Below are 25,028 nucleotides of genomic sequence, written 5' to 3'. Positions count from 1 at the left end.
GAATGAGCACCCTCGAGACAGCCGCCGACGACGCCATCCGGGCGACCCGCCGGGTGCGCCGCTGGGGGTCCTGGTATGTGGCTGAGCATCGCTTCCGGGTGATGCGCTCCTACGCGCAGACGGTGGTCGTGACCGCGATCGGCAACCCGGTCATCTACCTCTACGCGATGGGGGTCGGCCTGGCCACCCTCGTCGACGCGAACCTGGGACCGGATGCCGTCGCCGGCGTCAGCTACCTGGCCTTCGTCGCTCCTGCCCTCCTCGCGAGCGCGGCGATCACCGTCGCCAGCGAGGAGTTCACCTATCCGATCATGCTCGGCTTCAAGTGGAACCCCGTCTTCTACGGTATGAACGCCGCCCCGATCGCGCCCGGCCAGATCATCAACGGCATCGTGATCTCGGTGACCGCCCGGATGCTGGTCACCTGCGGCATCTACTACGCCTTCATGCTCGTCTTCGGCGCGGTCCCGTCGCCGGCCGGTTTCCTCGCCGTCTTCGCCGCGCTGCTGACCGGCCTGGGCTTCGGCGCGGTGCTGATGGCGTACACCGCCACCCTGACCGAGGACACGGGGCAGCTGGCCATGGTGATGCGGTTCGTCATCCTGCCGATGACACTGTTCTCCGGCACCTTCTTCCCGCTCAGCGTGCTGCCGGGGTGGCTGCAATGGATCGGCTGGATCTCGCCGCTCTGGCACGGCACCCAGCTGTCCCGGGTGTTCACCTACGGCGCGGAGGAGCCGATCTGGCTCAGCGCCCTGCACGTGCTCTACCTGGCCGCGCTGCTCGGCCTCGGCTGGACCTGGGCGCGCCGGGTTGCCGCGGGGAGGCTGAACAAGTGACCGAGGTCGACGACGTGCGGCCGGCGCCCGCGGCGGCGCGCCCGTTCGGCGCCCTCTACGCCGGCAACGCGCGCAGCGTGATGGCCCGCGGCTGGCGGGCCACCCGGAGCACCAACTGGCTGGTCGTGGTGAGCGGGTTCTTCGAGCCGATCTTCTACCTGCTGTCGATGGGCCTCGGCCTCGGCGCCCTGATCGGCACCGTCACGACGGCATCCGGCCAGCAGGTGCCCTACGCCGCGTTCATCGCCCCGGCGCTGCTCGCCGTCGCCGCGATGAACGGCGCCATCTACGACTCCACCTGGAACGTGTTCTTCAAGATGCAGTTCGCGAGACTCTACGAAGGGATGCTGTCCACCTCACTCGGCCCGCTGGATGTCGCGCTCGGCGAGATCTCCCTGGCGCTGCTGCGCGGCGGCCTCTACGCGACCGGGTTCATGGTGGTCATGCAGGTACTCGGGCTGAACCTGTCCTGGTGGGCGTTGCTGGCGCTGCCCGCCGTGCTGCTGATCGCCTTCGGGTTCGCAAGCGTGGGGATGGCGGTCACCAGTTACCTGAAGACGTTCCAGCAGATGGACTGGGTCAACTTCGTGATGCTGCCGATGTTCCTCTTCTCGGCGACGTTCTACCCGCTCAGCGTGTACCCGCAGCCGATCCAGTACCTGATCCAGGCGTTGCCGCTCTGGCACGGCGTCGAACTCGTTCGCGGCCTGACCACCGGGCAGGTCGACGCCGGGCTGCTCTGGCACGTGCTCTACTACCTGGCCATGATCCTCGTCGGCCTGGTCCTCACCACCGGCAGGCTGCGCGCCCTCTTCCTAGACTGAGGCAGCGCGACGCGACTGTTGCCCGTTCGGACGAGTGTCACCGGCATGCCGGCAACACTCGTCCGATTGGGCAACAGTCGCCAGCGCACGGTCGGTAGACGGGTCAGGCCTCGATGTCGATGTCGCGGGTCTCGCGGCTCAGCAGCAGCGCGACGAGGGTCAGCGCCGCCATCACCGCCAGGTACACGCCGACCCAGAACGGGCTGCCCTCGCCGAGGGTCCAGAGCCAGATGGCGATGAACGGGGCCACGGCGGCGCCGAGGATCGAGCTCATGTTGTAGGCGAAGGCCGAGCCGGTGTAGCGCACGTTCGTGGGGAACAGTTCGGGCAGCAGCGCGCCCATCGGCCCGAAGGTCATGCCCATCAGTGAAAAGCCGAGGATCAGGAAGGCCATCACACCGACGAATCCGGCGCCGAGCAGCGGCACGAAGAGCAGGCCGAACCCGATGATCGCCAGGGTGACGAAGATGAGCGTCTTCCGGCGGCCGTGCGTATCGGCCCACGGGCCGGAGGCGAGGGTGAACGCACCGAAGAACAGCACCCCGACGATCATCATCAGGATGAAGTTGTTGTAGCTGTAACCGAGCCCCGGCACCGGGGCATCGGTGGCGGCCCGGCCGTAGCCGAGCGTGAATGTGGTCATCAGGTAGAACAGCACGTAGGTCGCCAGCATGATGAAGGTGCCCAGGATCAGTTCGCGCCAGTTCGACTTGAACACCGCGGCCAGTGGCAGCTTTTCCACCCGCTTGGTGGCGACGACCTTGGTGAACGCGTCGCTCTCCACCAGGCGCAGGCGCACCCAGAGGCCGACGATGACCATCACGGCGGAGAACAGGAACGGGATGCGCCAGGCCCACTCGAGGAACGCGTCGGAGGGGCGGGTCGGGTCGGTCGACGGCAGGGCCAGGGCGATCGCGAGGAACAGCCCGTTCGCGATGATGAAGCCGAGCGGGGCGCCGACCTGCGGGAAGGTGCCGTACCAGGCGCGTTTGCCGGCCGGCGCGTTCTCGGTCGCGACCAGGGCCGCGCCGCTCCACTCCCCGCCGAGCGCGAAGCCCTGGGCGAGCCGCAGTATGACGAGCAGCAGCGGGGCGAACCAGCCGACCTGGCCGTAGGTGGGCAACAGCCCGATCAGGAACGTGGCGATGCCCATGGTCAGCAGCGCGCCGACCAGGGTCGCCTTGCGCCCCCTCCGGTCGCCGAAGTGGCCGAAGACGAGGGCGCCGATCGGGCGGGCCACCATGGCGGCGCCGAAGACCGCGAACGACGCGAGCAGCGCCGTGGTCTCGTTCCCGGTGGGGAAGAACAGGTGCGGGAAGACGAGCACGGCGGCCGTGGCGTAGACGTAGAAGTCGTAGAACTCGATGGTCGTGCCGATGAGACTGGCGAGCACGACCCGGCTGCGCGGGTTCGTGGGGGCTGCCGTGGTGGCCGGGAGGGCCGACGTGATGGGTGCTGACATTGAGGAGTCGCTCCGGGGTTGACGCGAAGCGGAACCCGGTCGGCAGGTGCGACGCCGATCAGGCGCCGGCGGCTGCCCCCCCGGGACCGCACGATGAGGTGACCGCTTGTGACGGCCACAGTGCACCCTACGTCCGGGGGCGACCGGGAGCCAATCCCAGGCTAACGCTCAGGTAACGATCTGCGCGGTGATTGAGCCTGTCGAAATCACGTCTCGTGTGGTCTCGTGTGGTCTCGACAGGCTCGACCACCGTGCGCCGCCGAGCGCGCCGCGAGGCGCGGCTCAGCGCGCGCGCAACTGGCGGAGCACCTGCGCGGTCGCGATCGCAGCCGACGCGGCTTCCTCTCCCTTGTCCTCCTTCGACCCGGGCAGGCCGGCCCGGTCGAGGCCCTGCTGCTCGTCGTCGAGGGTGAGCACGCCGAAGCCGACCGGCTTGCCGGCGTCCAGGGCGACCCGGGTGAGTCCGTCCGTGGCCGCGGCCGAGACGTACTCGAAGTGGGGCGTGCCGCCACGGATGATGACGCCGAGGGCGACGACGGCATCCGCCCCGTTCTCCAGCGCCACATTGCAGGCGACGGGCAGTTCGAAGCTGCCGGGCACGCGCACCAGGCTGAAGCTCGCGCCGGAGGCCTCGAGCACGCGCGTGGCGCCCGCGATCAGCCCGTCGGTGATCACGTCGTGCCACCGCCCGGCGACGATCACGATTCTCAGCCCAGTGCCGTCGGCGGCGATCACGGGTGAACCTGCTCCGCTCATAGTGCGATTCCCTTCAGGATTTCGGTGTCTGCGATGTGGTGGCCCATCCGGTCGCGTTTCACGGCCAGGTAATCCTGGTTGTGGCTGCCGACGCCCACGATCAGCGGCACCCGTTCGGTCACGGTGATGCCGTGCGCCTCGAGCTGGCGCAGCTTCTCGGGGTTGTTGGTCAGCAGCCGCACCGAGGAGATGCCCATCTGGTGCAGGATGGCCGTGGCCGCGCCGTAATCGCGGGCGTCGGCGGGCAGTCCGAGGGCCAGGTTCGCGTCGAAGGTGTCCAGCCCGTCCTCCTGCAGCTTGTAGGCGCGCAGCTTGTTGATCAGGCCGATGCCGCGTCCCTCCTGGCCGCGCAGGTAGACGACGATGCCGCCCTGCTCCTGGATCGTCTCGAGCGCGGCGTCGAGCTGGGGGCCGCACTCGCACTTGAGCGAGCCGAATGCCTCCCCGGTCAGGCACTCGGAGTGCACCCGCACGAGGGTGCCGTCGCCCGGGGTGCCCGAGACGATGGCGACATGGTCGGCGCCGGTCATCCGGTCCCGGTAGGCGCGGATCTGGAAAGAACCGTGGCGGGTGGGCACGGTGGTCTCCACCTCGAAGTCGACCCGCGGGGTTTCGCGGATGGGGTTCACGGTGGGCAGGTCGGTGTCGCAGTGGAATTCCTGCAGGTAGGAGATCAGGTCCTTGATCGTGATCACCAGCACGCCTTCGCGCTCGCCGAGTTCGAGCAGCCCTGGCAGGCGCATCATCTCGCCGTCCTCGGCGACGATCTCGCTGATCCCGGCGACCGGAACGAGGCCGGCGAGCTTCATCAGGTCCACGGCCGCCTCGGTGTGGCCGTCGCGTTCGCGCACCCCGCCGTCCACCGCGCGCAGCGGCATGATGTGGCCGGGCCGGTGCAGGCTCGCCGGGGTGGACGCCGGGTCGGCGAGCACGCGCAGGGTGTGGGCGCGGTCGGCGGCGCTGATCCCCGTGCTCAGGCGGTCGGCCGCGTCGACGGACACGGTGTAGTTGGTGCCGCGCGGGTCCTCGTTGTTGAGCACCATCACCGGCAGGTCGAGCTTGTCGGCGAGGTCGTTGGTCATCGGCGCGCAGATGAACCCGGAGGAGTAGCGCACGGTCCAGGCGAGCCACTCCTGCGTGGCCATCTGGGCGGAGATGATCACGTCGCCCTCGTTCTCCCGGCCCTCGTCGTCGGCGACGATGACCGGTTTACCCAGTCGCAGGGCGTCCAGGGCGGTGGGGATGTCGGCGAGACTCATGACAGGCTCCTTTTCGATCCGGCGGCCGCCAGGTCGAGCATGCGCTCGACGTGGCGGGCCAGGATGTCGGTTTCGATGTTGACGCGGTCGCCGACCGAACGCTCTCCGAGCGTCGTCGCGGTGAGGGTTTCGGGGATGAGCGAGACGTCGAACCACTGCTCGGCGGCATCCGCGGGGCTGATGTCGCTCACGGTCAGCGAGACGCCGTCGACGGCGATGGACCCCTTGCTCGTGACGAGCGGGGCGAGTTCGGGGGAGAGGCTGAACCGGAGCACCCGCCAGGCCTCGCCGGGCGTGATCGTGAGCAATTCGCTGGTGCCGTCGATGTGGCCCTGCACGATGTGCCCGCCCAGGCGGCCGCCGACCAGCGCGGCCCGTTCCAGGTTCACCGGGGTGCCGGCGGTGGCGCCGGAGAGGGTCGACATCCTCAGGGTCTGGGCCATCACATCCGCCGTGAACGTCTCCTCGGTGCGCTCCACGACGGTGAGGCAGACCCCGCTGACCGAGATCGAGTCGCCGTGCCCGGCGTCGGCGACGACCAGGGGGCCGCGCACGGTGAGGCGCACGGCATCCGCCGACGGTTCGACCCGCTCGATCCGGCCGAGTTCCTCGATGATTCCGGTGAACATGCTTCCCCTATCTCGGCCGGGCCACGATGAGGACGTCCTCGCCGAGCCGGTCGCAGTGTTCGATGGTCAGGCGGTGTTGCCCGTCGATGCCGGTCACCCCGATGTCGCCGAGCGCCAGCCGCCCGCCGCCGAGCAGCGTGGGCGCCAGGTAGACGAGGTACTCGTCCACAAGCCCGGCCGCGACGAACGCGCTGGCCAGCGTGGGCCCGCCCTCGATGAAGGCGTGACGGATGCCGCGCCCGTGCAGGTCGGCCAGCACGGCCGCGAGGTCGTGGGTGGTGAAGAACAGCGGAGCCCGGGGGTGGGAGCGGAGCGCGGCATCCGCCGGGATGCCGCGGCCGCCGATCACGACGGGCAGCGGCTGGCCGGGCAGCAGCGCCCCGGCGGCGTCCCGGGCGGTGAGCGCCGGGTCGTCGGCGAGGGCGGTCCCGGTGCCGACGATGATCGCGTCGGCCGCTGACCGCCGCCGGTGCACGTCCTGGCGGGCCTCCGGGCCGGTGATCCACCGGCTGGAGCCGTCGTCGGCGGCGGCGCGGCCGTCGAGGCTGGACGCCCACTTGAGCGTGACGAACGGCCGGCCGAGCCGGGCCGCGGTGAGCCAGTCGCCGAGGAAGGCGGAGACCTCGGCCTCGAGGAGCCCGCCGAGCACGTCGATCCCGTGCTCGCGCAGCCGGTCGGCGCCACCGGAGGACTCGTGGCCGGGGTCGGACACGGCGTAGACCACCCGGGCGATGCCGGCTTCGATCAGGGCGAGCGCGCAGGGGCCGGTGCGGCCGGTGTGGTTGCAGGGTTCGAGGGTGACCACGGCGGTCGCGCCGCGGGCACCGCCGACGGGCAGCCGGCCGAGAGCGTCGACCTCGGCATGAGCCGTTCCGGCGCCGCGGTGCCAGCCCTCGGCGAGCACTTCTCCGCCGGCCGACAGGATGACGCAGCCGACGCGGGGATTCGGCCCGGTGGCCGGCCCGTTGGCGGCCAGTTCGAGGGCGCGCCGCATGGAGCGTTCGAGTGCCGCGTCCTGGTCCATGCCCGTCCTCGTCCGTTTCTGCAACGAACTCCGGGGAAATGGTGTGCGAACACCGTGTGGGTCGCGCGCAGGGCGAAACCCGCCGATCGACCCCTGACGGGATTTCTCGACTCGTGCGCCTCTCATCCGGACTTTAACCGTCGGTGCTGGAATTTCACCAGCTCAACCGTTTCGCCCGAGGGCGGAACGGGTCGCGGACTTTCACCGCCGGTTCGGACTTACACCGACCCCGGAGCACGTTTCTTACTACTAGTTATAGCTCAACGCCCCGGCCGCCGGATAATTCCCGCCCCGCGGTGTGCAGGATTCGCACGGTCACGACCCGGCGAGGGCCGGCCTGTTCACGCGTCGGCCGAGACCAGTTCCCGGGCGGTTCCCTCGTCGATGTAGAGGTCGGTGATCACCCGGGCGGCCAGGGCGCCGCGGAGACTGGGCATCTTGGAGCTGCCGGACACGACGCAGATCCGCCGCGGGGTGCGGCGCAGAACGGCGAAGTCGGGGCCGGTGCTGCGTTCGTTCAGCGGGATGCCGTCGGTGGAGCCGTCCGCGCGGAAGAAGACCGTGGCCACGTCGCCGACGACGCCGCCCCGGCCGAGGGCGTCGTAGTCCTCGTCCTCGAGGTAACCGCCGGCGTAGACGTGGCTGGGGACATCCGAGAACGGCGAGCCGAGGCCGAACAGGGCCACGTCCATCCGGGCCTGCATGTCGAGCAGCCGGGTCACGCCGCGTTCCCGCCAGAACGCCTGCCGGGTGGCCGGGTCGTCGAAGAAGGCGGGCACCGGGAACTGCTCGACATGGGCGCCGAACGCGTCGCCGAACCGGCGCAGGATCTCGCTGGCGTAGTCGAGGCCGGTCGTGCGCATGTTGCCGGCGCCGTTGAGCTGCACGATCTGCGAGTTGTGGGTGCGCTTGGGGGTGACATGCCGGCTGATCGCGTTCATGGTCGAGCCCCAGGCGATCCCCATCGTCATGTTCGAATCGAAGTACTGGCCGAGAATCCGTGCAACCGAGAGAGCCACCCGCTCCAGCCGGTCGACGTCGCTGGCGTGGTCGGCGACCGGTACGACGTGCGCGGTGACCTGGTGGCGCTCGAGGATGAGCCGTTCCAGCCGGCTGGTGGCGTCGAGCGGGGAGCGCACCTGGATGTCCACCAGCCCGGTCGCCCTGGCCTGGCTGAGCAGGCGGGAAACCGAGGATCTGGAGGTGTGCAGCTCGTGCGCGATCGCATCCATCGTCAGGTCCTGCAGGTAGTACAGGTGGGCCGCGGTGAGGGCGTCGTTGGTCCGGTCGGACAGCGGCGGATCGTTCGGCAGAGTCATTCCCGCTCCTTGCACATATGTTCAGACAGCTTGACCGTTTGTGTCGAAGTATTCAAGCTGTATTGACCCACGAGGTTTGCCCGGAGTGCAAATCGACGTTGAGCCGGCTGTGAGTGCTTCACGGCTGCGAACCCACACAGAAGTGAGCGAACAGTGCAGAATACAGCGATCCAGGCCCAGAAGGCCGTCCAGGCCGATCCCCGCGCGCAGGTCCTCATCATCGGGGCCGGCATCAACGGCATCGCCACCTTCCGCGACCTGGCCCTGCAGGGCGTCGACGTGGTCATCGTCGACAAGGGCGACTACGTGTCCGGGGCGTCGGCCGCCTCCTCGCACATGATCCACGGCGGGGTGCGATACCTCGAGAACGGCGAGTTCCGCCTGGTCAAGGAGTCGGTCGAAGAGCGCAACGCGCTGCTGAAGACGGCCCCGCACTATGTGAAGCCGCTGAAGACCACCGTGCCCATCTTCTCCACGTTCTCCGGGGTGCTGAGCGCACCGCTGCGTTTCCTCTCCCATCGGCAGGGAGCGGCGCAGGAGCGCGGCGCCCTGCTGATCAAGGTCGGGCTCACCCTGTACGACTCCTTCTCGCGTGACGGCGGCAACGTCCCCCGGCATGAGTTCCGCGGGGCGAAGGAGTCGCTGCGCCAGCTTCCCCGGCTGAACCCGTCGCTCAAGTACACGGCCACCTACTACGACGCCTCGATGCACGACCCGGAGCGCCTCGCCCTCGACGTGCTCGGCGACGGCCTCGCCGCCGGCCCGCACGCCCGCAGCGCCAACTACCTCGAGGCGGTGGCGATGGATGCCGACGGCGTGCGCCTGCGCAACACGGTCACCGGGGAGGAGTTCAGCTTCCAGGCCGACGTCGTCGTCAACACCTCCGGACCGTGGACGGACCTCACCAACGAGGCCCTCGGCCAGGCCAGCGCTTACATGGGCGGCACCAAGGGCTCGCACATCGTGCTCGACAACCCCGAACTGCTGGCTGCGACCGGCGGGCGCGAGATCTTCTTCGAGCACAAGGACGGCCGCATCGTGCTGATCTACCCGCTCGCCGGCCGGGTGCTGGTCGGCACGACCGACCTCGAACACGACATGACCCAGCCGGCCCGCTGCACCGAAGACGAGGTCGACTACTTCTTCGAGCTGGTCACGCACGTTTTCCCAGATGTCGCCGTCGACCGGTCGCAGATCGTCTTCCGCTTCGCGGGGGTGCGCCCGCTGCCCCGGCACGACGACGAACAGCCCGGCTTCGTCTCCCGCGACTACCGGATCGAATCCCGGCCGCTCGGCGCCCGCCCCGGCACGCTGCTGAGCCTGGTCGGCGGCAAGTGGACCACGTTCCGCGCCCTCGCCGAGCACCTCAGCGGGGACATCCTCGCCCTGCTCGGCGTGGCCCGGGTGGTGTCGACGACGGGCCTCGCCATCGGCGGCGGGCGTGACTTCCCCGTCACGGACGCCGCGCACCAGGTCTGGGTCACGGCGCACGGCGACGAGGTGGGCGCCTCCCGCGCCGCAGCCCTGCTCGGCCGGTACGGCACCCGCGCCGCCGACGTGATCGACTGGCTCACCGAGGAAGCGGACGCCCCGCTGGATAACCATGCCGGCTACACCCGGCGGGAGATCGAGTACCTGGCCGCGACGGAATCCGTCATGCACCTGCTCGACCTGGTGCTGCGCCGCACCAGCCTGGCCTTCCGCGGCGAGCTCAGCCTGCCGCTGCTCGACGAGCTGGCGGCCGTGGTCGCGCCGGTGCTGGGCTGGGATGCCGCGACCCGCCAGATCGAGGTCGCACTCGCCGTGGACATGCTCCGCGAAACGCACGGGGTGCGGCTGGCGAACGCACCGGAGACGGCCGGCCAGGTCGCCTGACCGGCCGGCCCGGCGCGCACTCCTGGTTGGCGCGCACTCCTGGTCGGCGTGCGCACTGCTGATCGGCGGTGCGCACCGCCGCCCGGCGGCCTGCGTGCGCCCGGCAGCCGGCGCCTGCAGCGCGCCGGGATCTGCACGGACGTGCAGCCGAAGGCGCACCGTCGGCCGGGCCGACTCGATAGGTTTTTCAGGATCCGTTTTCTTCCGGATCCTCCAGTTCCACCAAACAAGGGTGTCAAAGTGGACAATCTCGGTATCGTTTTTCTTTCGGAACTGGTGGGCACAGCCCTGCTGGTCCTGCTCGGCTGCGGCGTGGTCGCCAACGTGGCCCTCGCCAAGAACAAGGGCGCCGGCGGCGGCTTCCTGATGGTCACCATCGGCTGGGGGCTCGCCGTCTTCTCCGGTGTCATCGTGGCCTACAACTCCGGCGCCCACCTCAACCCCGCCGTCACGCTCGGCCTGGTGGCCTCCGGCGCGACCGAGTTCGGCTCGGGCGTCCCGGTGAACGCCGTCTCCGTCCTGGCCTACATCGGGGCGCAGATGCTCGGTGCCCTGATCGGCGCCGTGTTCGTCTGGCTGGCCTACAAGCAGCACTTCGACCAGGAGCCGGATGCGGCGAACAAGCTGGGCGTGTTCTCGACCGGCCCGGCCATCCGTTCCTATGGCTGGAACCTCGTCACCGAGATCATCGGCACCTTCGTGCTGGTGTTCGTGGTGATCGCGTTCGGCGGTGGGCGCCAGGGTGAGAGCGGCGGCCTCGCCGCCCTCGGCGCCCTGCCGGTGGCGCTGCTGGTCATCGTGATCGGCACCTCGCTCGGCGGGCCGACGGGGTACGCGATCAACCCGGCCCGTGACCTCGGCCCGCGGATCGCGCACTTCCTGCTGCCGATCAAGGGCAAGGGCTCTTCCGACTGGGCCTACTCCTGGGTGCCCGTGGCGGGCCCGATCATCGGCGGGCTGCTCGCCGGCTGGGCCTCCGCGGTCCTCCTGCCGATCCTGACCTAGCCGGGACCGTCGCCGCGGCATCCGTCGACGGATGCCGTGCACACTCGGCACTCATCTCGCACGCCTAACCTGAACCGCACGATCAACAAAGGAGTTATCAATGGCCCAGTACATCATTGCCATCGACCAGGGAACGACGAGTTCCCGCGCGATCATCTTCGACAAGGCCGGGTCGATCGTCTCGACCGGCCAGCTCGAGCACGAGCAGATCTTCCCGCGTGCCGGTTGGGTCGAGCACGACCCGATGGAGATCTGGAACAACACCCGTGAGGTCATCGGCCAGGCCCTGTCCAAGGCCAACCTCACCCGCCACGACATCGACGCCGTCGGCATCACCAACCAGCGCGAGACCGCCGTGGTCTGGGACCGCACCACCGGACTGCCCGTCTACAACGCCATCGTCTGGCAGGACACCCGCACCCAGCCGATCGTCGACCGGCTCGCCGCCGACGGCGGCGTCGAACGGTTCAAGGCCCAGGTGGGCCTGCCGCTGGCGACCTACTTCTCCGGCACCAAGATCGTCTGGATCCTCGAGAACGTCGAGGGCGCCCGGGCCAAGGCCGACGCCGGCCAGCTGATGTTCGGCACGACCGACTCCTGGGTGCTCTGGAACCTGACCGGCGGGCTCGAAGGCGGCGTGCACGCCACCGACGTCACCAACGCCAGCCGCACCATGTTCATGGACCTGGAGACCCTACAGTGGGACGACGACATCCTCGCCGCGTTCGACGTGCCCAGGTCGATGCTGCCCGAGATCCGCTCCTCCAGCGAGGTCTACGGCATCGCCAGCGGCCACAGCCTGCTCCGCGAGACGCCGATCGCGGGCATCCTCGGCGACCAGCAGGCGGCGACCTTCGGCCAGGCCGCGTTCGACCAGGGCGAGGCGAAGAACACCTACGGCACCGGTAACTTCCTCATCTTCAACACCGGCACCGAGATCGTGCACTCGACCCACGGCCTGCTGACCACCGTCGGCTACAAGCTCGGCGAAGCGGAAACCCACTATGCGCTCGAGGGTTCGATCGCCGTCACCGGGGCGCTCGTGCAGTGGCTGCGCGACAACCTCGGCATCGTCGGCTCGGCCGCTGAGGTCGAGGCTCTCGCTCTCTCGGTCGAGGACAACGGCGGCGCGTACTTCGTTCCGGCGTTCTCCGGCCTGTTCGCGCCGTACTGGCGTTCGGATGCCCGCGGCGCCCTGGTCGGCCTGACCCGGTTCGTGAACAAGGGACACATCGCCCGCGCCGCGCTCGAGGCGATCGCCTATCAGTCCCGCGAGGTGCTGGACGCGGTCAACGCGGACTCCGGGGTGCCGCTGACCGAGCTCAAGGTCGACGGCGGAGCCTCGGCCAACGACCTGCTGATGCAGTTCCAGGCCGACATCCTCGGCGTCTCCGTCGTGCGCCCCGTCGTCGCGGAGACCACCGCGCTCGGCGCGGCCTACGCGGCCGGCCTCGCGGTCGGCTTCTGGAGCAGTCTCGACGAGCTTCGCGCCAACTGGCAGGAAGATGCCCGCTGGGAGCCGCAGATGGACGTCGCCGAGCGCGACCGCTTGCTGCGCAACTGGAAGAAGGCCGTCACCAAGTCCCTCGACTGGGTAGACGAGGACGTCGTCTAGCCACCCGCCCCACCCACCCGACCCACCCCACCGGAAACCCGGCGCCCACCCCAGGCCGCCGGGTTTCCGTCGTCTCGCCCCCGCCGTCCCCACCGCCCCGCCGACTACGTGCGTAACTCCTGCTATTTGTTCGAGCTCTCCTCGGCGGCCCCGTGTTTCCGCCCTTCCGGCGATCGCGCCACCGAAATTGCAGGAGTTATGCACGATCGGATGCTGTCCTCCACAGGGCGGGAAACGCGGGCGCATCCCCCACAGCGATGTCCTCGGCACCGCCGTTCCCGCTCTGCACCGATCCTCGGGGCATGAGCCTGCCACGCGATTTCGACTTCGGTGCCCGACGTATCGTCAGCAGGCGTGACCTGCTCGACAGCGGCCTCACCGGATCCCAGATCACCCTCGCGGTGCGGTCGGACCGCCTGCTCCGGGTGAGGAGAGACCACTATGCGGCGCCGGGAACGGATCGCCACACCGTCGAGGCCGTCCGGGTCGGCGGTCGGCTGGCCTGCGTCTCGGCGGCCAGGGAGCTGGGGATCTTCGCGTTCGATACGAGGTTCACGCACCTCCATGTTCCCCGGGCGGCGTCGCGTCTTCGCGGCGCATTGAGCCGGCACGACCGGCTCAATGCGGTCCCGCGTGACGGCGTCGCAGTGCACTGGTGGCCATTGATCGAGCCGGGGGACGGAACAGAGTTCTGTGTCGGCGCCCGGGATGCCCTCGCCCAGCTGATCCAGTGCCAACCGAGCCACTTCGCCCTGGCCGCCCTTGACACGGCGTTGCATGAGGGATGCATCTTCGCCTCCGACCTCGAGGACGTTTTCGGAAACGTTCCGGCGAAGTACCGGGCACTCCGCGACCAGATCGACGCTCGGGCGGACGCCGGGCAGGAAACCGTTCTTCGGCGGCTGGTCCTGGAGGCGGGATTCCGATGCGACATCCAGGTGCCCATCGACGGGGTGGGGCGGGTGGATCTTCTGGTCGAGGGCTGCGTCGTGGTTGAGGCGGACAGCCGCGCACATCACAAGTCGTGGGAACAGCACATCCGGGACCGCACCCGGGACCGCGTTCTGGCCCAGCTGGGCTATGTGACCCTGCGAGTGCTGTACCAGGACATCATGTTCGATCCGGCCGGAGTCATCAGCGCGGTCACTTCGCTCGTGCGAGTCTGCCGCCAGGGCGGCACCCGGGCCTGACCCCGTCGCTCGTCACCGTGCCGGTACAGCCCCAGGCAGGCGGGTCGCGCATAACTCCTGCAGATTCCAAGCGGTCGGATGCGCCGCCCCGGGAATCCGGGGCGGCCCGGCCCGGCCCGCTCGCATTGCAGGAGTTATGCACATCTCTCAGGGGGGAAGGGGGTGCGGCGAGGCGGGCAGGAGGCGGGCAGAGGGGTCAGGGGGCGGTCAGGGGGCGGCGAGGAGAGCCGGGAGGTCGGCCAGGCCGGTGATCCGGAGCACCCCGAGACGCGCGGCGTCGGCGGCGTCCGCCGGGTCCACCGCGGCTTCGCGCCGGTCGAGCCAGACCGCGGTCAGGCCGGCGCCCGCCGCCCCGATGGCGTCGGTGCGGATGCGGTCACCCACATACACCGCGTCGGCCGGGACGACCCCGAACACGGCGCAGGCGTGCTCGAAGATGCGCCGGTCGGGTTTGGCGATGCCGAACGCGGCCGAGGTGATCACCCGTTCGACCCGGTCGGCCAGGCCCGTGCGGTCCAGTTTCGGCTGCTGGTGCGACCGCTCACCGTTGGTGATCAGCCCGAAACGGATGCCCGGAAACACACCCTCGAGGGCCGCCAGGCAGGGCAGCGCGTCGTCGTGCAACCGCCAACTCGCCCGGTAGTGCTCGAAGTAGGCGCCGAACCAGTCCGCCGCTTCCTCGTCCGTCAGGGGAACCCCGTGCGCCGCGGCGAAGTCACGGGCACGCTCCCGCCGCTGGCCCGGGAAGTCCAGCCGCCCGGCAAGGTAGGAGTGGTAGTGCCGCTCTTCCAGCTCCTGCCAGAGCGCGACCGCCCTGCCCTGGTCGGCGCCGTCGAACGGGCCGCCCAGGGCGGCGAGATAACGCAGAATGCCGTCGGCGACGGCGCCGCGATGAGCGAACAGGGTGTCATCGAGGTCGAAGAGCACGACCGAGGGGATGCGGACGGGCGCGGGCATGGTTCAGCCGGCCACCACGCCGGTCACCACGTCGGCGGGCCAGCCGGCCTTCGGCTCGCGGTCGTCCGTGGAGCGGAGCCGCCCTGTCCAGGCCAGGGGGAAAGACCCGTCGCGGTGCGGGTGATCCGCGGGCGACTCGCCGAGGAAGCTGAAGCCCGTCTTCCGGGCGGTGCGCGCCGACGCGATATTCCCCGGCAGGCATTGCCAGTTGATGGCGTCGACGATCCCGGCGGAGAACGCCCAATCGGCGACGAGCCGCTGCGCCTCCGGAATGTAGCCGTGGCCGCGGTGCGGGGCCCCGAGCCAGTAGCCGATCGAGGCCGTGGGAACGCGCAGCCCGATCACGCCGACCAGGGCGGGGGAGCCCGGTGTGCGAACCGCCCAGGTGTATTCCCGATCCGCCGCCCAGGCCGCCGGAACATACTCCGAAATGAATGAATCCGCATCCGAGCGGCGATACGGCCACGGCACGGTCAGGTACCGCTCGAACAGAGGGTCCTGGCAGTACTCGAACACCACCTCGGCATCGCCGGCGGTGGGCTGGTCCAACCGCACCAGCGGCGACGACAGATCGACGGGCTTCATGGTCAGGCGCGGGGGAGGAGTCCGACGCGGTCGAACGCGCGCGCCAGGGTGGCGTCGGCGACGCCCGCCGCGCGGTCGGCGTTGTGGGCCAGCAGCCGGTCGAGTTCGGCCGGGTCGCCGAGCAGCTCGAGCACACGCGCGCGGATCGGGCCGAAGGTACTCGTGACGACCTCGGCGAGTCCCTTCTTGAGGTCCCCGTAGCCGCGGCCGGCATACTCATCCTCGAGGGACTGGATCGAGCGCTCCGCCATGGTGGAGTAGATGGTGAGAAGGTTGGCCACCCCCGGCTTGTTCTCCCGGTCGAAGACGACGCCGCCATCGGCATCCGTCACCGCTCGCATGATCTTCTTCGCCGTGAGCGACGGCTCGTCGAGCAACCAGATCACCCCGGCGTGCGATTCGGCCGACTTCGACATCTTGGAAGTGGGGTTGTGCAGGTCGAAGATCTTCGCGGTCTCCTTCACGATGTCCGCCTCCGGAATCACGAAGGTGTCCCCGAACCGCGAGTTGAACCGCGCCGCGATGTCGCGGGTGAGCTCGACGTGCTGGCGCTGGTCCTCGCCCACCGGCACGACGACCGTGTCGTAGAGCAGGATGTCCGCGGCCATCAGGATCGGGTACGCGAAGAGTCCGACGGTGGTGCCGTCTGAACCCTGCTTGGCGGACTTGTCCTTGAACTGGGTCATCCGGCTGGCCTCGCCGAACCCGGTGATGGTGTTGAGCACCCAGGCCAGCTGGGCGTGGGCGGCGACGTGCGACTGCACGTAGAGCGTCGACGCCGACGGGTCGATCCCGCTCGCGATGTACTGAGCCGCAGTGCGCCGGGTGTTCTCGCGCAGCTTCACCGGGTCCTGCGCCACGGTGAGCGCGTGCAGGTCGACGATCGAGAAGAACGCGTCGTGGGTCTGCTGCAGCGCCTTCCAGTTGAGCAGTGCGCCGATGTAATTGCCGATCTGCAGGGAATCCGCGGAGGGCTGCATACCGGAGTAGAGACGGGGCTTGGTCATGGGGTCTTTCGTGTCGTGGCGCCGCCGGGGGCGGAACCGGAGAAAATGGTGGGTTAGACGAGGTAGTCGACGACGACGGGCGTGTGGTCCGACCAGCGCTGGTCATAGGCGGCGGCCCGGTCGACGGCGTAGTTGGTGACGGATGCCGCCAGCGCCGGCGTCGCCAGCTGGTAGTCGATGCGCCAGCCGGTGTCGTTGTCGAAGGCCTGCCCCCGCCACGACCACCAGGTGAACGGCCCGTCGACCTCGCCGGCCCACTTGCGACCCACGTCGACCCAGCCCAGGCCGGCCCCGTCGTTGTAACCGGGTTCGTCTTCCGCGCCGAGGATCCGGTCGAAATAGGCACGCTCGTCGGGGAGGAAGCCGGCCCGCTTCACGTTGCCGCGCCAGTTCTTGATGTCGAGCTTGCGGTGGCCCACGTTCAGGTCGCCGAGCACGACGGCCCGTTCGCTGTGGGCGGCCAGCTCGGGCAGCCGGGCGAGCATCGCGTCGAGGAAACGGTACTTCTCGACCTGTTTGGGGGTGTCGGCCTCACCGGAGTGCACGTAGGTGCTCACGACCGTGACGATCTTGCCGTGGACCTCATAGTCGGCCTCCAGCCAGCGGCCGGCGCTGTCGAAATCGGTCGCGCCGAGCTCGACCCGGTGGATCGACGCCGAGGACCGGCTGGCCAGCGCGACGCCGGCCCGGCCCTTCGCTGTCGCGGGGTCGTGCAGAATGCTCCACTCCGGGCCGAGCAGGTTCTCGAGGTCCTCGGTCGACGCGCGCACCTCCTGGATGGCGAGGATGTCGACGTCCCGGCCGGCGAGCCACTCGCCCATCCCCTTGCGGTAGGCGGCGCGCACCCCGTTCGTGTTGATGCTGGCGATCCGGAGCGGCTGGGCAGGCGAGGGGGAAACAGGCGTGGACGGCATGGCCCAAGTCTAGGTTGGGCGAGCGGCTTCTCCCGCTGGCACCGTGGTTTCGTACCCTGACGCCGCCCGCTCCGCGGTGCGCAGCCGGCGGGCCGTCGCCCACCGGTGGCGCCAGTCGGCGTGGGCGTGGGCGGTGCGGGCATCCCGCAGTTCCGCCAGGGCGGCAATCCGGCGGGCCTCCCTTTCCCGCTCGGCCTGCTCGATCGCCGCGCGTTTCGCATCGACCGGTACGGGCGCGATCCCGGCATCCTCCATGCCGACCGAGATCCAGGAGGCGGTGAGCAGGATCACGGTGTTCATCAGGTTGAACCAGATCAGGAGTCCGATGATCACGGCGAACGTGGCCAGCAGAGGGTTGGATCCCGTGCGCCCGAGCAGGGTTCCGCCGAGCACCTTGAGGGCGCCGAGGGCGACCCCGCCGAGGGCCGACCCGAGGATCAGCTGCCGGTGCGGGATGTACACCCGCGAGAGAACCCGGAACAGGGTCGCGAGGGTGGCCGTGTCGATCATCAGCACGACGAGCAGCCCGATCGTGCGCGCCCCGGCGTTGAACCAGAAGGAATCCCGGGAGATGCCCAGCATGCCCAGGATGGCGCCGAGCGCCTCCGTGCTGGCCAGGGAGATCAGCGCCGACACGATCAGGGCGACGCCGAAGAGGATGCCGAGACCCAGTTCCCGCAGCTTCACCAGCAGGAAGAGGGTGCCGTCCCGGGGCATCCGGAAGATGGTGCGCACGGCCTGGGTGGTGGTGGACAGCCAGCCGAGAGTGGTCCAGAGCAGGCCGACCAGGGCCACGGCGCCAGTCCAGGTGAGCACCCCGGCGTTGTCGAGCTGTTTCGGGTCGATCACGCCGTGCGCGCCGATGAGGCCGGGGACGGACTGGTTGATGATGCCGATCAGGGCGCTCATCAGTCGCTCGTTCGAGCCCAGCACGAGCCCGGCGATGGAGAACCCCAGCCAGATGGCCGCGAAGATCGCGAAGACAGCCTGATAGGTCATGCCGCCGGCGAGGATGGCGCCGCCGGTCTGGGCGAAGTGGGTGACGGCCCGCACCGGCCGCCAGGCCATCACGCGCCGGGCCAGGAGGGTTACCCGTTTCACGGGGGGGCGGGCTTTCACGGGTCCAGCCTAGCCAGCGGTCCGCGGAGCGTGGCCCACCCCCAGTTCGGGGTGCAATGGCAAGCTGAGACCACCTCAGGTCTTGCGGCCCGGCCCAGGGGGCTGGCACTATCCCAGTGCTGACCCAACCCGAGCCGGCTGTCCATCACCCGAATGTGGATGGTTTGACCAATGCGACGCACGCAGCACGGTTTTCCCGCACCAGGAACGACCGGCCGGAGCCCCAGGTTCGCGGCCGGATTCATGGCCGCCACGGCCGTGGTGTTCGTGGTGTTCGGAGGGCCGATCGCGTGGGCCTCGGCGGAGACGGTCGGGCAGCAAGCGACGGTCGGCCGGTCTCCGACCCGGGCCGAAACGGCCGGGCGAGACCCCGACCAGCCGGTGGCGTTGAAACCCGAGTCGGCGCCACCGGCTACCTCGCCGGTTCTCGTCCCGGCCACCGGAAACGGCGACACCGAGACCACGGCCGTCCCGGCCGAGACCGGGCTCGGTCCGTTGCTGCCGCTCGGTCTCGGGGTGATGATCCTCGGCGCATCGTCGCTGCTGGTGCTGTTGCGGTACCCCGACGGCGACATGGACTGACCGTCGCCGGGGGCCGCTGGGTGTCCGGCGTGCTACTTGAGGCCGCGCACCATGGCCTGCTTGACCTCGGAAATGGCCTGGGTGACCTGGATTCCACGCGGGCAGGCCTCGGTGCAGTTGAAGGTGGTGCGGCAGCGCCACACCCCCTCCTTGTCGTTGAGGATGTCGAGGCGGACCGCCGCGTTGTCGTCGCGCGAGTCGAAGATGAAACGGTGCGCGTTGACGATCGCGGCCGGCCCGAAGTACTGCCCGTCGGTCCAAAAGACGGGGCAGCTCGACGTGCACGCGGCGCAGAGGATGCACTTGGTGGTGTCGTCGAAGCGTTCACGCTGCGCGACGGTCTGGATGCGCTCCTTGCCGTCCTTCGGCGCCTGCTGGGAGACCAGGAACGGCTGCACGGCCTTGAAGGACTCGAAGAACGGCTCCATGTCGACGATCAGGTCCTTCTCGAGCGGCAGACCCTTGATCGCCTCCACGTAGACCGGCTTGGTGATGTCGAGGTCCTTGATCAGGGTCTTGCAGGCGAGGCGGTTGCGGCCGTTGATGCGCATCGCATCCGAGCCGCAGATGCCGTGTGCGCAGGAGCGGCGGAAGCTCAGGCTGCCGTCCTGCTCCCACTTGATCTTGTGCAGCGCGTCGAGCACCCGGTCGGTCGGGTACATCTGCACGTCGAAGTCTTCCCAGTGCGGCTCGTCGTCGACCTCCGGGTTGAACCGGCGGATGATGAGCGTGACGGTGAAGGACTGGATCTCTTCGGGCACAGCGGGAGGGGTTGCCGTTGCGGTACTCACTCAGTACTTCCTTTCCATCGGCTGGTAGCGCGTGATGGTGACGGGCTTCCAGTCGAGCGCGATGTGGTCGGCCGCGTCGGCCGAGAGCGGGTCACCGGTGAGGTAGGCCATGGTGTGCACGAGGTAGTTCTCGTCGTCGCGAAGCGGGAAGTCGTCGCGCATGTGGCCGCCGCGGCTCTCCTTGCGGTTGCGGGCCGAGTAGACGACCACCTCGGCCAGGTCGAGCAGGAAGCCGAGTTCGACGGCCTCGAGCAGGTCGGTGTTGAACCGGCGGCCCTTGTCCTGCACGCCGATGTTCTTGTACCGTTCGCGCAGGCCGTGGATGACGTTGGTGACGTCGGAGAGCGACTCGTCGGTGCGGAAGACCTGCGCCTTCGCGTCCATGGTCTCCTGCAGTTCCTTGCGGAGCACCGCGATGCGTTCGGTTCCGGTCGACGAGCGGACGCCCTCGAGCAGCCCGCGCACGGCCTTCGCCGGGTCGGCGGGCAGCGGCACGAATTCGGCCGTCTTGACGTACTCGACGGCGTTGTTCCCGGCGCGCTTGCCGAAGACGTTGATGTCCAGCAGCGAGTTGGTGCCGAGCCGGTTCGACCCGTGCACGGACACGCAGGCGCATTCGCCGGCCGCGTACAGTCCGGGCACGACGGTGGTGTTGTTGCGCAGCACCTCGGCGTTGACGTTGGTCGGGATGCCGCCCATCGCGTAGTGCGCGGTCGGCATGACCGGCACCGGTTCGGTGACCGGGTCGACGCCGAGGTAGGTGCGCGCGAACTCGGTGATGTCGGGGAGCTTGGTCTCCAGCACCTCGGCACCCAGGTGGGTGCAGTCCAGGTACAGGTAGTCCTTGTTCGGTCCGGCGCCGCGGCCCTCCGCGACCTCCTTGACCATGCAACGGGCGATGATGTCGCGCGGGGCAAGGTCCTTGATCGTGGGGGCGTAGCGTTCCATGAATCGTTCGCCGGCGGCGTTGCGGAGGATCGCTCCCTCGCCGCGGGCACCCTCGGTGAGGAGGATGCCGAGCCCGGCGAGGCCGGTCGGGTGGAACTGGAAGAACTCCATGTCCTCGAGCGGCAGGCCCTTGCGCCAGATGATGCCGACGCCGTCGCCGGTGAGGGTGTGAGCGTTCGAGGTGGTCTTGTAGATCTTGCCGAACCCGCCGGTGGCGAAGATGAACGCCTTGCCCTGGAAGACGTGGAGTTCACCGGTCGACAGGTCGAGGGCGACGACGGCGGACGGCTGGTCGACGCCGTCGACCGGTGTCATGACCAGGTCGAGCACGTAGTACTCGTTGAAGAAGTTGATGCCGCGCTTGACGCAGTTCTGGTACAGGGTCTGCAGGATCATGTGGCCGGTGCGGTCGGCGGCGTAGCAGGCCCGGCGGACGGGCGCCTTGCCGTGGTCGCTGGTGTGGCCGCCGAACCGGCGCTGGTCGATCTTGCCCTCAGGCGTGCGGTTGAACGGCAGGCCCATGTTCTCGAGGTCGATGACCGCGTCGATGGCTTCCTTGGCGAGGATCTCGGCCGCGTCCTGGTCGACGAGGTAGTCGCCGCCCTTGACGGTGTCGAAGGTGTGCCATTCCCAGTTGTCTTCTTCGACGTTGGCGAGGGCCGCGGCCATTCCGCCCTGTGCCGCGCCCGTGTGGGAGCGGGTCGGGTAGAGCTTGGAGATCACGGCGGTGCTGGCGCCGGGGCCGGCCTCGATGGCGGCACGCATGCCGGCCCCACCTGCCCCCACGATCACGATGTCGAACTGGTGGTAGTGAACGCCATCAACGATGGTGGACTCCGTGGGTGCTGTTGTGGGTGCATCCGTCATGGTGTGTGTGTGCAGCTCCTAGTTGGCCGAGCAGAACGAGGGGAGAAGGTCGGCAGGGGATCCGGCCGGGCAGGCGTCGAAGGTGTAGATGACGAGCGTGCCGAGCACGATCAGGATGACGACGGCGGCGAGGATCGACGACTTGAGGATGCCGCGGGTGAGCCGCGTCGTCGCGTAGTCGTTGACCAGGGTGCGCATGCCGTTGCCGCCGTGGATCAGGGCGAGCCAGAGCATCAGCACGTCCCAGGTCTGCCAGAACGGGTTGGCGAGCTTGCCGGCGACGAAGGCGAAGTTGAGGGCGTCGACGCCCTCGCCGATCATCAGGTTGACGAAGAGGTGGCCGAAGATGAGCACGACCAGCACGACGCCGGAGGCGCGCATGTAGATCCAGCCCCACTTCTCCCAGTTGACGCCGCGCTTCTTCGGCGAACGGGAGTAAGGGCTGCGGGGAGCATCGAGTGTGGTTGACATGTCTGCCCCCTCCTAGTGGCTGAAGACGTTCATCAGGTGGCGGGGAACGAAGGCCAGCATCGTGACGACCCAGAGGCCGATGACGACGTAGAACATGACCTTCTGGTACTTCGCGTTCCAGAAGTCGATCAGGATGATCCGCAGTCCGTTGAACGCGTGGAACACGATCGCCGCGACGAGCGCGGTCTCACCGAGTCCCATGATCGGGGTCTGGTAGCTGGAGATCACCCCGTTGTAGGCCTCCGGGCTGACGCGCACGAGCGCGGTATCCAGAATGTGGACCAGCAGAAAGAAGAAGATCGCCACACCGGTGATGCGGTGCAGGACCCATGACCACATGCCCTCGCGGCCCCGGTACAGGGTGCCGGCGGGGCGACGTGATGTCGTCTTCTGCTGGGATGCAAGTGTCTCTGCCGATTGCTGTGGCATGACCAACCCTCCCTGGCTGATTACGGCCCCGACGATGTCAGGCCGACGGTGCGCAGAACGCACGTGAGACCATCCTAAGTGTCTCTGCGCCGAGATATTATCCCCGGGCGCGGCTAACGCTGCATTGACAGCGGAACCGACACCATGGCCCGCACCGCGGAGCGCTCGTCGATGACCTGTTCGTAGTAGTCCAGCAGGGTGCCGCACACGTTTTCCCAGGACCGGCCGAGCACGCCGCGGCGTCCGGCCTCGCCCATCCGGTGGCGCAGCGGGGCGTCCGCTGCGAGCAGGGAAACGCAGCGGCGCAGGTCCCGTTCATCGTCCGCGGCGAACAGGAGGCCGTTCTCGCCGTGCGCCACCAGGTCGATCGGTCCGCCGGCGTGCGGGGCCACGACGGGCAGGCCCGCCGCGTGCGCCTCCTGGATGGTCTGGCCGAAGGTCTCCTCGGTGCCGGCATGCAGGAAGATGTCAAAACTCGCATACGCCGCGGCGAGTTCCGGTCCGGCGAGCCGCCCCAGCCAGGTCACCGGCATCCCGGCGAGTTCCCGCCGGATCTGCGGCACGGACGGCCCGTCGCCGACGAGGGCGAGACGGATGCCGGGCACGCCCCGCAGCGCCCGGAACCGCTCGACCTGCTTCTCCGGCGCCATCCGGCCGACGTAGCCCACGACGACCTCGCCGTTCGGGGCCAGCTGGCGGCGCAGGGCGGCCACCGCAGGGTCGCCGCGGTGGTTCGGGTGGTAGCCGACGAGGTCGACCCCGCGGGTCCAGCGGGCCAGCCGTCGCACGCCCACCCGGCGCAGGTCCAGCATCGACGCCGTCGACGGCACCAGGGTGAGGTCGGCGCCCTCGTGCACCCACTTCACGAAACGCCAGGCCGCGTTGGCGGCCTGGCCGAGCTTGTTCCGGCGGGCGTAACCGGCCACGTCCGTCTGGAACACGGCGACGCTGGGGATGCCCTGCCGGTTCGCCGCAGCTATCCCCTGGGCGCCGAGCAGGAACGGTGACGCGGCGTGCAGCACGTCAGGGCCGAAGTCCGCGAGCAGCCGGTGCACCTGCGGGCTGGGCATCCCCACCGGGAACTGGCGGTAGGACAGCGCCGGCACACTGTGCACGGGGAAACCCGCATACTCGGCCGGAGCGCCGGACGGGGCGATCAGCATGGCCTCGTGGCCGGTGCGCGCCAGGTGCTCGAGCACCTTGCAGACGCTGGTGGTGACGCCGCTGACGGTGGGCAGGAAACTTTCGGTGATGAGCGCAACCCTCATGCTGCGAGAGTAGGCAGCCGCCGCGTCCGGCCGGTGAATGCACGGTGAACGGCTACGTGCGGGCGGTAGTCTGGCCGGATGCCAGCTACCTCGGATGCCCTCGCTCGTTTCTATAGCGTGATCCCGGCAGGTGGGATCGGCTCACGGTTGTGGCCGCTGTCGCGTGCCGACGCCCCCAAGTTCCTGCACGACCTGACCGGGTCAGGGCAGACCCTGTTGCGCGACACCTGGGACCGGCTCGCGCCGCTCTCCGGTGACCAGCGGATCATGGTCGTGACCGGCCGCGCCCACCGTGCCGCCGTCGAGGCCCAGCTCCCCGAACTGGCCGACCACAACGTGGTGCTGGAAAGCGAGCCGCGGGAATCCACCGCGGCGATCGGCCTGGCCGCCGCGATCCTCCAGAAGCGCGAGCCGGGGGTGATCATCGGCTCCTTCGCCGCCGACCATGTGATCAAGGGACCGATCCTGTTCCGCCAGGCCGTGGCCGAGGCCGTCGCCGCCGCCGATGCCGGCTACATCGTCACCATCGGCATCCGCCCCACCGAACCGGCCATCGGCTTCGGCTATATCAAGACCTCCGGTGCGCTCGACATCATCGGCGCCGCCAGCGCCCTCTCGGTCGACTCCTTCGTGGAGAAGCCCGACCTGGCCACCGCGCGCGGCTACGTCAAGAACGGCCACTACCTGTGGAATGCGGGCATGTTCATCGCCCGGGCCGATCGCCTGCTCGAAGAGATCGGCGCCGCCGAGCCTGAGTTGCTCGCCGGCCTGCTCGAGCTCGCTGAGGTCTGGGACACCCCGCGCCGCGGCGCGGTCGTCGACCGGGTCTGGCCGCGGCTGAAGAAGATCGCGATCGACTACTCGGTCGCCGAGCCCGTCGCGGCCAGAGGCAAACTCGCCGTGATCCCCGGCCAGTTCGACTGGGACGACGTGGGCGACTTCGCCTCGATCGCGAAGATCCACGCGAACGGCCGCAAGCGCGACCTGGCCATTCTCGGCGAGGGAGCACGCGTGCTCGCCGATTCGTCCAGCGGAATCGTGGTCAGCCACACCGGGCGCATGATCGCCCTGATCGGCGTGGAGGACATCGTCGTGGTCGACACACCGGACGCGCTGCTCGTCACGACCAGCGCGAACGCCCAGAAGGTCAAGGCCGTCGTCGACGCGTTGAAGCTCTCCGGGAGCACCGACGTCCTCTGACCCGTCCCCGGCGGAGACGCCGGAGCGGGTGGCCGGCCGGCGGGCGCCGGACAATACTCCCGATGCGACACCCATTCGCGCCGCCGCGACGGC

At 69.2% G+C, this 25,028-nt stretch carries 24 protein-coding genes and 1 riboswitch; of the genes, 8 read left to right on the top strand and 16 right to left on the bottom strand.

The window, feature by feature from the left end:
- Positions 1–2: 2 nt before the first annotated feature.
- Positions 3–839, top strand: a complete 837-nt coding sequence (locus IWX89_RS10095) for an ABC transporter permease (protein WP_196903436.1) — start codon at positions 3–5, stop codon at positions 837–839.
- Positions 836–1,663 carry an ABC transporter permease gene (locus IWX89_RS10090; protein WP_307836495.1) on the top strand — a complete coding sequence of 276 codons (828 nt, stop codon included), beginning with the start codon at positions 836–838 and terminating at the stop codon, positions 1,661–1,663. Before IWX89_RS10095 ends, IWX89_RS10090 begins: the two co-directional genes overlap by 4 nt.
- 103 nt (positions 1,664–1,766) lie before the next feature.
- Here IWX89_RS10090 and IWX89_RS10085 read toward each other — a convergent pair whose 3' ends face one another.
- The 6 genes from IWX89_RS10085 to IWX89_RS10060 all read right to left on the bottom strand — a co-directional run bounded on the left by IWX89_RS10085 (position 1,767) and on the right by IWX89_RS10060 (position 8,112).
- Entirely contained in the window at positions 1,767–3,125 is a 1,359-nt protein-coding gene (locus tag IWX89_RS10085; protein WP_196903435.1) for an MFS transporter, read from the bottom strand.
- Positions 3,126–3,407: 282 nt separating this feature from the next.
- Entirely contained in the window at positions 3,408–3,881 is a 474-nt protein-coding gene (ribH, locus tag IWX89_RS10080; protein WP_196903434.1) for a 6,7-dimethyl-8-ribityllumazine synthase, read from the bottom strand.
- Positions 3,878–5,140 (bottom strand): GTP cyclohydrolase II, encoded by a 1,263-nt coding sequence (gene ribA, locus IWX89_RS10075; RefSeq protein WP_196903433.1) that lies wholly within the window; start codon positions 5,138–5,140, stop codon positions 3,878–3,880. The genes ribH and ribA overlap by 4 nt, the downstream gene beginning before the upstream one ends.
- Positions 5,137–5,769 carry a riboflavin synthase gene (locus IWX89_RS10070; RefSeq protein WP_196903432.1) on the bottom strand — a complete coding sequence of 211 codons (633 nt, stop codon included), beginning with the start codon at positions 5,767–5,769 and terminating at the stop codon, positions 5,137–5,139. The genes ribA and IWX89_RS10070 overlap by 4 nt, the downstream gene beginning before the upstream one ends.
- A gap of 7 nt (positions 5,770–5,776) precedes the next feature.
- Positions 5,777–6,793 (bottom strand): bifunctional diaminohydroxyphosphoribosylaminopyrimidine deaminase/5-amino-6-(5-phosphoribosylamino)uracil reductase RibD, encoded by a 1,017-nt coding sequence (gene ribD / locus IWX89_RS10065; protein WP_231383128.1) that lies wholly within the window; start codon positions 6,791–6,793, stop codon positions 5,777–5,779.
- 110 nt (positions 6,794–6,903) lie between these two features.
- Positions 6,904–7,034: riboswitch (FMN riboswitch) on the bottom strand.
- A gap of 100 nt (positions 7,035–7,134) precedes the next feature.
- Positions 7,135–8,112, bottom strand: coding sequence for a sugar-binding transcriptional regulator (locus tag IWX89_RS10060; protein WP_196903431.1), 978 nt, complete (start codon positions 8,110–8,112; stop codon positions 7,135–7,137).
- A 153-nt stretch (positions 8,113–8,265) separates the two neighbouring features.
- On the opposite strand from IWX89_RS10060, the gene IWX89_RS10055 reads away from it, so the two are divergent.
- The 4 genes from IWX89_RS10055 to IWX89_RS10040 all read left to right on the top strand — a co-directional run bounded on the left by IWX89_RS10055 (position 8,266) and on the right by IWX89_RS10040 (position 13,797).
- Positions 8,266–9,987, top strand: a complete 1,722-nt coding sequence (locus tag IWX89_RS10055; RefSeq protein WP_196903430.1) for a glycerol-3-phosphate dehydrogenase/oxidase — start codon at positions 8,266–8,268, stop codon at positions 9,985–9,987.
- Between the two features lie 240 nt (positions 9,988–10,227).
- Positions 10,228–10,992, top strand: a complete 765-nt coding sequence (locus IWX89_RS10050; protein WP_196903429.1) for an MIP/aquaporin family protein — start codon at positions 10,228–10,230, stop codon at positions 10,990–10,992.
- Between the two features lie 100 nt (positions 10,993–11,092).
- Complete coding sequence (gene glpK, locus IWX89_RS10045; protein ID WP_196903428.1) at positions 11,093–12,607, top strand: glycerol kinase GlpK; 1,515 nt, start codon at positions 11,093–11,095, stop codon at positions 12,605–12,607.
- A gap of 302 nt (positions 12,608–12,909) precedes the next feature.
- On the top strand, positions 12,910–13,797 hold the full coding sequence (locus IWX89_RS10040; RefSeq protein ID WP_196903427.1) for an endonuclease domain-containing protein: 888 nt from the start codon (positions 12,910–12,912) through the stop codon (positions 13,795–13,797).
- Positions 13,798–14,004: 207 nt separating this feature from the next.
- Here the strand turns inward: IWX89_RS10040 and IWX89_RS10035 are convergent, their stop codons facing one another.
- Genes IWX89_RS10035 through IWX89_RS10015 form a run of 5 tightly spaced genes read right to left on the bottom strand, consistent with a single transcriptional unit; the run spans position 14,005 to position 18,379 of the window.
- On the bottom strand, positions 14,005–14,754 hold the full coding sequence (locus IWX89_RS10035; RefSeq protein ID WP_196903426.1) for an HAD family hydrolase: 750 nt from the start codon (positions 14,752–14,754) through the stop codon (positions 14,005–14,007).
- A gap of 3 nt (positions 14,755–14,757) precedes the next feature.
- Positions 14,758–15,339: a GNAT family N-acetyltransferase gene (locus IWX89_RS10030; protein ID WP_196903425.1), complete on the bottom strand. Its 582-nt coding sequence runs from the start codon at positions 15,337–15,339 to the stop codon at positions 14,758–14,760.
- Between the two features lie 2 nt (positions 15,340–15,341).
- A complete protein-coding gene (gene trpS / locus IWX89_RS10025; RefSeq protein WP_196903424.1) occupies positions 15,342–16,346 on the bottom strand; it encodes a tryptophan--tRNA ligase in 1,005 nt (334 codons plus the stop codon).
- Between the two features lie 53 nt (positions 16,347–16,399).
- Positions 16,400–17,260, bottom strand: coding sequence for an exodeoxyribonuclease III (locus IWX89_RS10020; RefSeq protein ID WP_196903423.1), 861 nt, complete (start codon positions 17,258–17,260; stop codon positions 16,400–16,402).
- Between the two features lie 9 nt (positions 17,261–17,269).
- Entirely contained in the window at positions 17,270–18,379 is a 1,110-nt protein-coding gene (locus IWX89_RS10015) for a YihY/virulence factor BrkB family protein (RefSeq protein ID WP_196903422.1), read from the bottom strand.
- A gap of 171 nt (positions 18,380–18,550) precedes the next feature.
- On the opposite strand from IWX89_RS10015, the gene IWX89_RS10010 reads away from it, so the two are divergent.
- Entirely contained in the window at positions 18,551–18,961 is a 411-nt protein-coding gene (locus IWX89_RS10010) for a hypothetical protein (protein ID WP_196903421.1), read from the top strand.
- A gap of 32 nt (positions 18,962–18,993) precedes the next feature.
- On the opposite strand, the gene IWX89_RS10005 is transcribed toward IWX89_RS10010, so the two are convergent.
- The 5 genes from IWX89_RS10005 to IWX89_RS09985 form a co-directional block, all read right to left on the bottom strand.
- Positions 18,994–19,752: a succinate dehydrogenase iron-sulfur subunit gene (locus IWX89_RS10005; RefSeq protein WP_196903420.1), complete on the bottom strand. Its 759-nt coding sequence runs from the start codon at positions 19,750–19,752 to the stop codon at positions 18,994–18,996.
- Complete coding sequence (sdhA, locus tag IWX89_RS10000) at positions 19,753–21,567, bottom strand: succinate dehydrogenase flavoprotein subunit (RefSeq protein WP_196903419.1); 1,815 nt, start codon at positions 21,565–21,567, stop codon at positions 19,753–19,755. It lies immediately after the preceding gene.
- Positions 21,568–21,585: 18 nt separating this feature from the next.
- Positions 21,586–22,038, bottom strand: coding sequence for a succinate dehydrogenase hydrophobic membrane anchor subunit (locus tag IWX89_RS09995; protein ID WP_196903418.1), 453 nt, complete (start codon positions 22,036–22,038; stop codon positions 21,586–21,588).
- A 12-nt stretch (positions 22,039–22,050) separates the two neighbouring features.
- The gene (sdhC, locus tag IWX89_RS09990; RefSeq protein ID WP_196903417.1) at positions 22,051–22,467 is read right to left on the bottom strand and encodes a succinate dehydrogenase, cytochrome b556 subunit; all 417 of its coding nucleotides are present in this window, start codon (positions 22,465–22,467) and stop codon (positions 22,051–22,053) included.
- 113 nt (positions 22,468–22,580) lie between these two features.
- Positions 22,581–23,735 carry a glycosyltransferase family 1 protein gene (locus tag IWX89_RS09985; protein ID WP_196903416.1) on the bottom strand — a complete coding sequence of 385 codons (1,155 nt, stop codon included), beginning with the start codon at positions 23,733–23,735 and terminating at the stop codon, positions 22,581–22,583.
- 78 nt (positions 23,736–23,813) lie between these two features.
- On the opposite strand from IWX89_RS09985, the gene IWX89_RS09980 reads away from it, so the two are divergent.
- Entirely contained in the window at positions 23,814–24,935 is a 1,122-nt protein-coding gene (locus IWX89_RS09980) for a mannose-1-phosphate guanylyltransferase (RefSeq protein ID WP_196903415.1), read from the top strand.
- The last annotated feature ends 93 nt before the right edge of the window (positions 24,936–25,028 follow it).

The organism is Cryobacterium sp. MP_M3 (genome assembly GCF_015752155.1).
Taxonomy (GTDB): domain Bacteria; phylum Actinomycetota; class Actinomycetes; order Actinomycetales; family Microbacteriaceae; genus Cryobacterium.
The sequence above is the reverse complement of the archived record's forward strand: the minus strand, read 5'-3'. Positions and strand labels throughout refer to the sequence as shown.

Coding starts and splice junctions, on each gene's coding strand:
- IWX89_RS10095 (WP_196903436.1), top strand. CDS start 3: ATGAGCACCCTCGAGACAGCCGCCGACGACGCCATCCGGGCGACCCGC.
- IWX89_RS10085 (WP_196903435.1), bottom strand. CDS start 3,125: ATGTCAGCACCCATCACGTCGGCCCTCCCGGCCACCACGGCAGCCCCC.
- ribH (WP_196903434.1), bottom strand. CDS start 3,881: ATGAGCGGAGCAGGTTCACCCGTGATCGCCGCCGACGGCACTGGGCTG.
- ribA (WP_196903433.1), bottom strand. CDS start 5,140: ATGAGTCTCGCCGACATCCCCACCGCCCTGGACGCCCTGCGACTGGGT.
- IWX89_RS10070 (WP_196903432.1), bottom strand. CDS start 5,769: ATGTTCACCGGAATCATCGAGGAACTCGGCCGGATCGAGCGGGTCGAA.
- ribD (WP_231383128.1), bottom strand. CDS start 6,793: ATGGACCAGGACGCGGCACTCGAACGCTCCATGCGGCGCGCCCTCGAA.
- IWX89_RS10060 (WP_196903431.1), bottom strand. CDS start 8,112: ATGACTCTGCCGAACGATCCGCCGCTGTCCGACCGGACCAACGACGCC.
- glpK (WP_196903428.1), top strand. CDS start 11,093: ATGGCCCAGTACATCATTGCCATCGACCAGGGAACGACGAGTTCCCGC.
- IWX89_RS10040 (WP_196903427.1), top strand. CDS start 12,910: ATGAGCCTGCCACGCGATTTCGACTTCGGTGCCCGACGTATCGTCAGC.
- IWX89_RS10035 (WP_196903426.1), bottom strand. CDS start 14,754: ATGCCCGCGCCCGTCCGCATCCCCTCGGTCGTGCTCTTCGACCTCGAT.
- IWX89_RS10030 (WP_196903425.1), bottom strand. CDS start 15,339: ATGAAGCCCGTCGATCTGTCGTCGCCGCTGGTGCGGTTGGACCAGCCC.
- trpS (WP_196903424.1), bottom strand. CDS start 16,346: ATGACCAAGCCCCGTCTCTACTCCGGTATGCAGCCCTCCGCGGATTCC.
- IWX89_RS10020 (WP_196903423.1), bottom strand. CDS start 17,260: ATGCCGTCCACGCCTGTTTCCCCCTCGCCTGCCCAGCCGCTCCGGATC.
- IWX89_RS10010 (WP_196903421.1), top strand. CDS start 18,551: ATGCGACGCACGCAGCACGGTTTTCCCGCACCAGGAACGACCGGCCGG.
- sdhA (WP_196903419.1), bottom strand. CDS start 21,567: ATGACGGATGCACCCACAACAGCACCCACGGAGTCCACCATCGTTGAT.
- IWX89_RS09995 (WP_196903418.1), bottom strand. CDS start 22,038: ATGTCAACCACACTCGATGCTCCCCGCAGCCCTTACTCCCGTTCGCCG.
- sdhC (WP_196903417.1), bottom strand. CDS start 22,467: ATGCCACAGCAATCGGCAGAGACACTTGCATCCCAGCAGAAGACGACA.
- IWX89_RS09985 (WP_196903416.1), bottom strand. CDS start 23,735: ATGAGGGTTGCGCTCATCACCGAAAGTTTCCTGCCCACCGTCAGCGGC.
- IWX89_RS09980 (WP_196903415.1), top strand. CDS start 23,814: ATGCCAGCTACCTCGGATGCCCTCGCTCGTTTCTATAGCGTGATCCCG.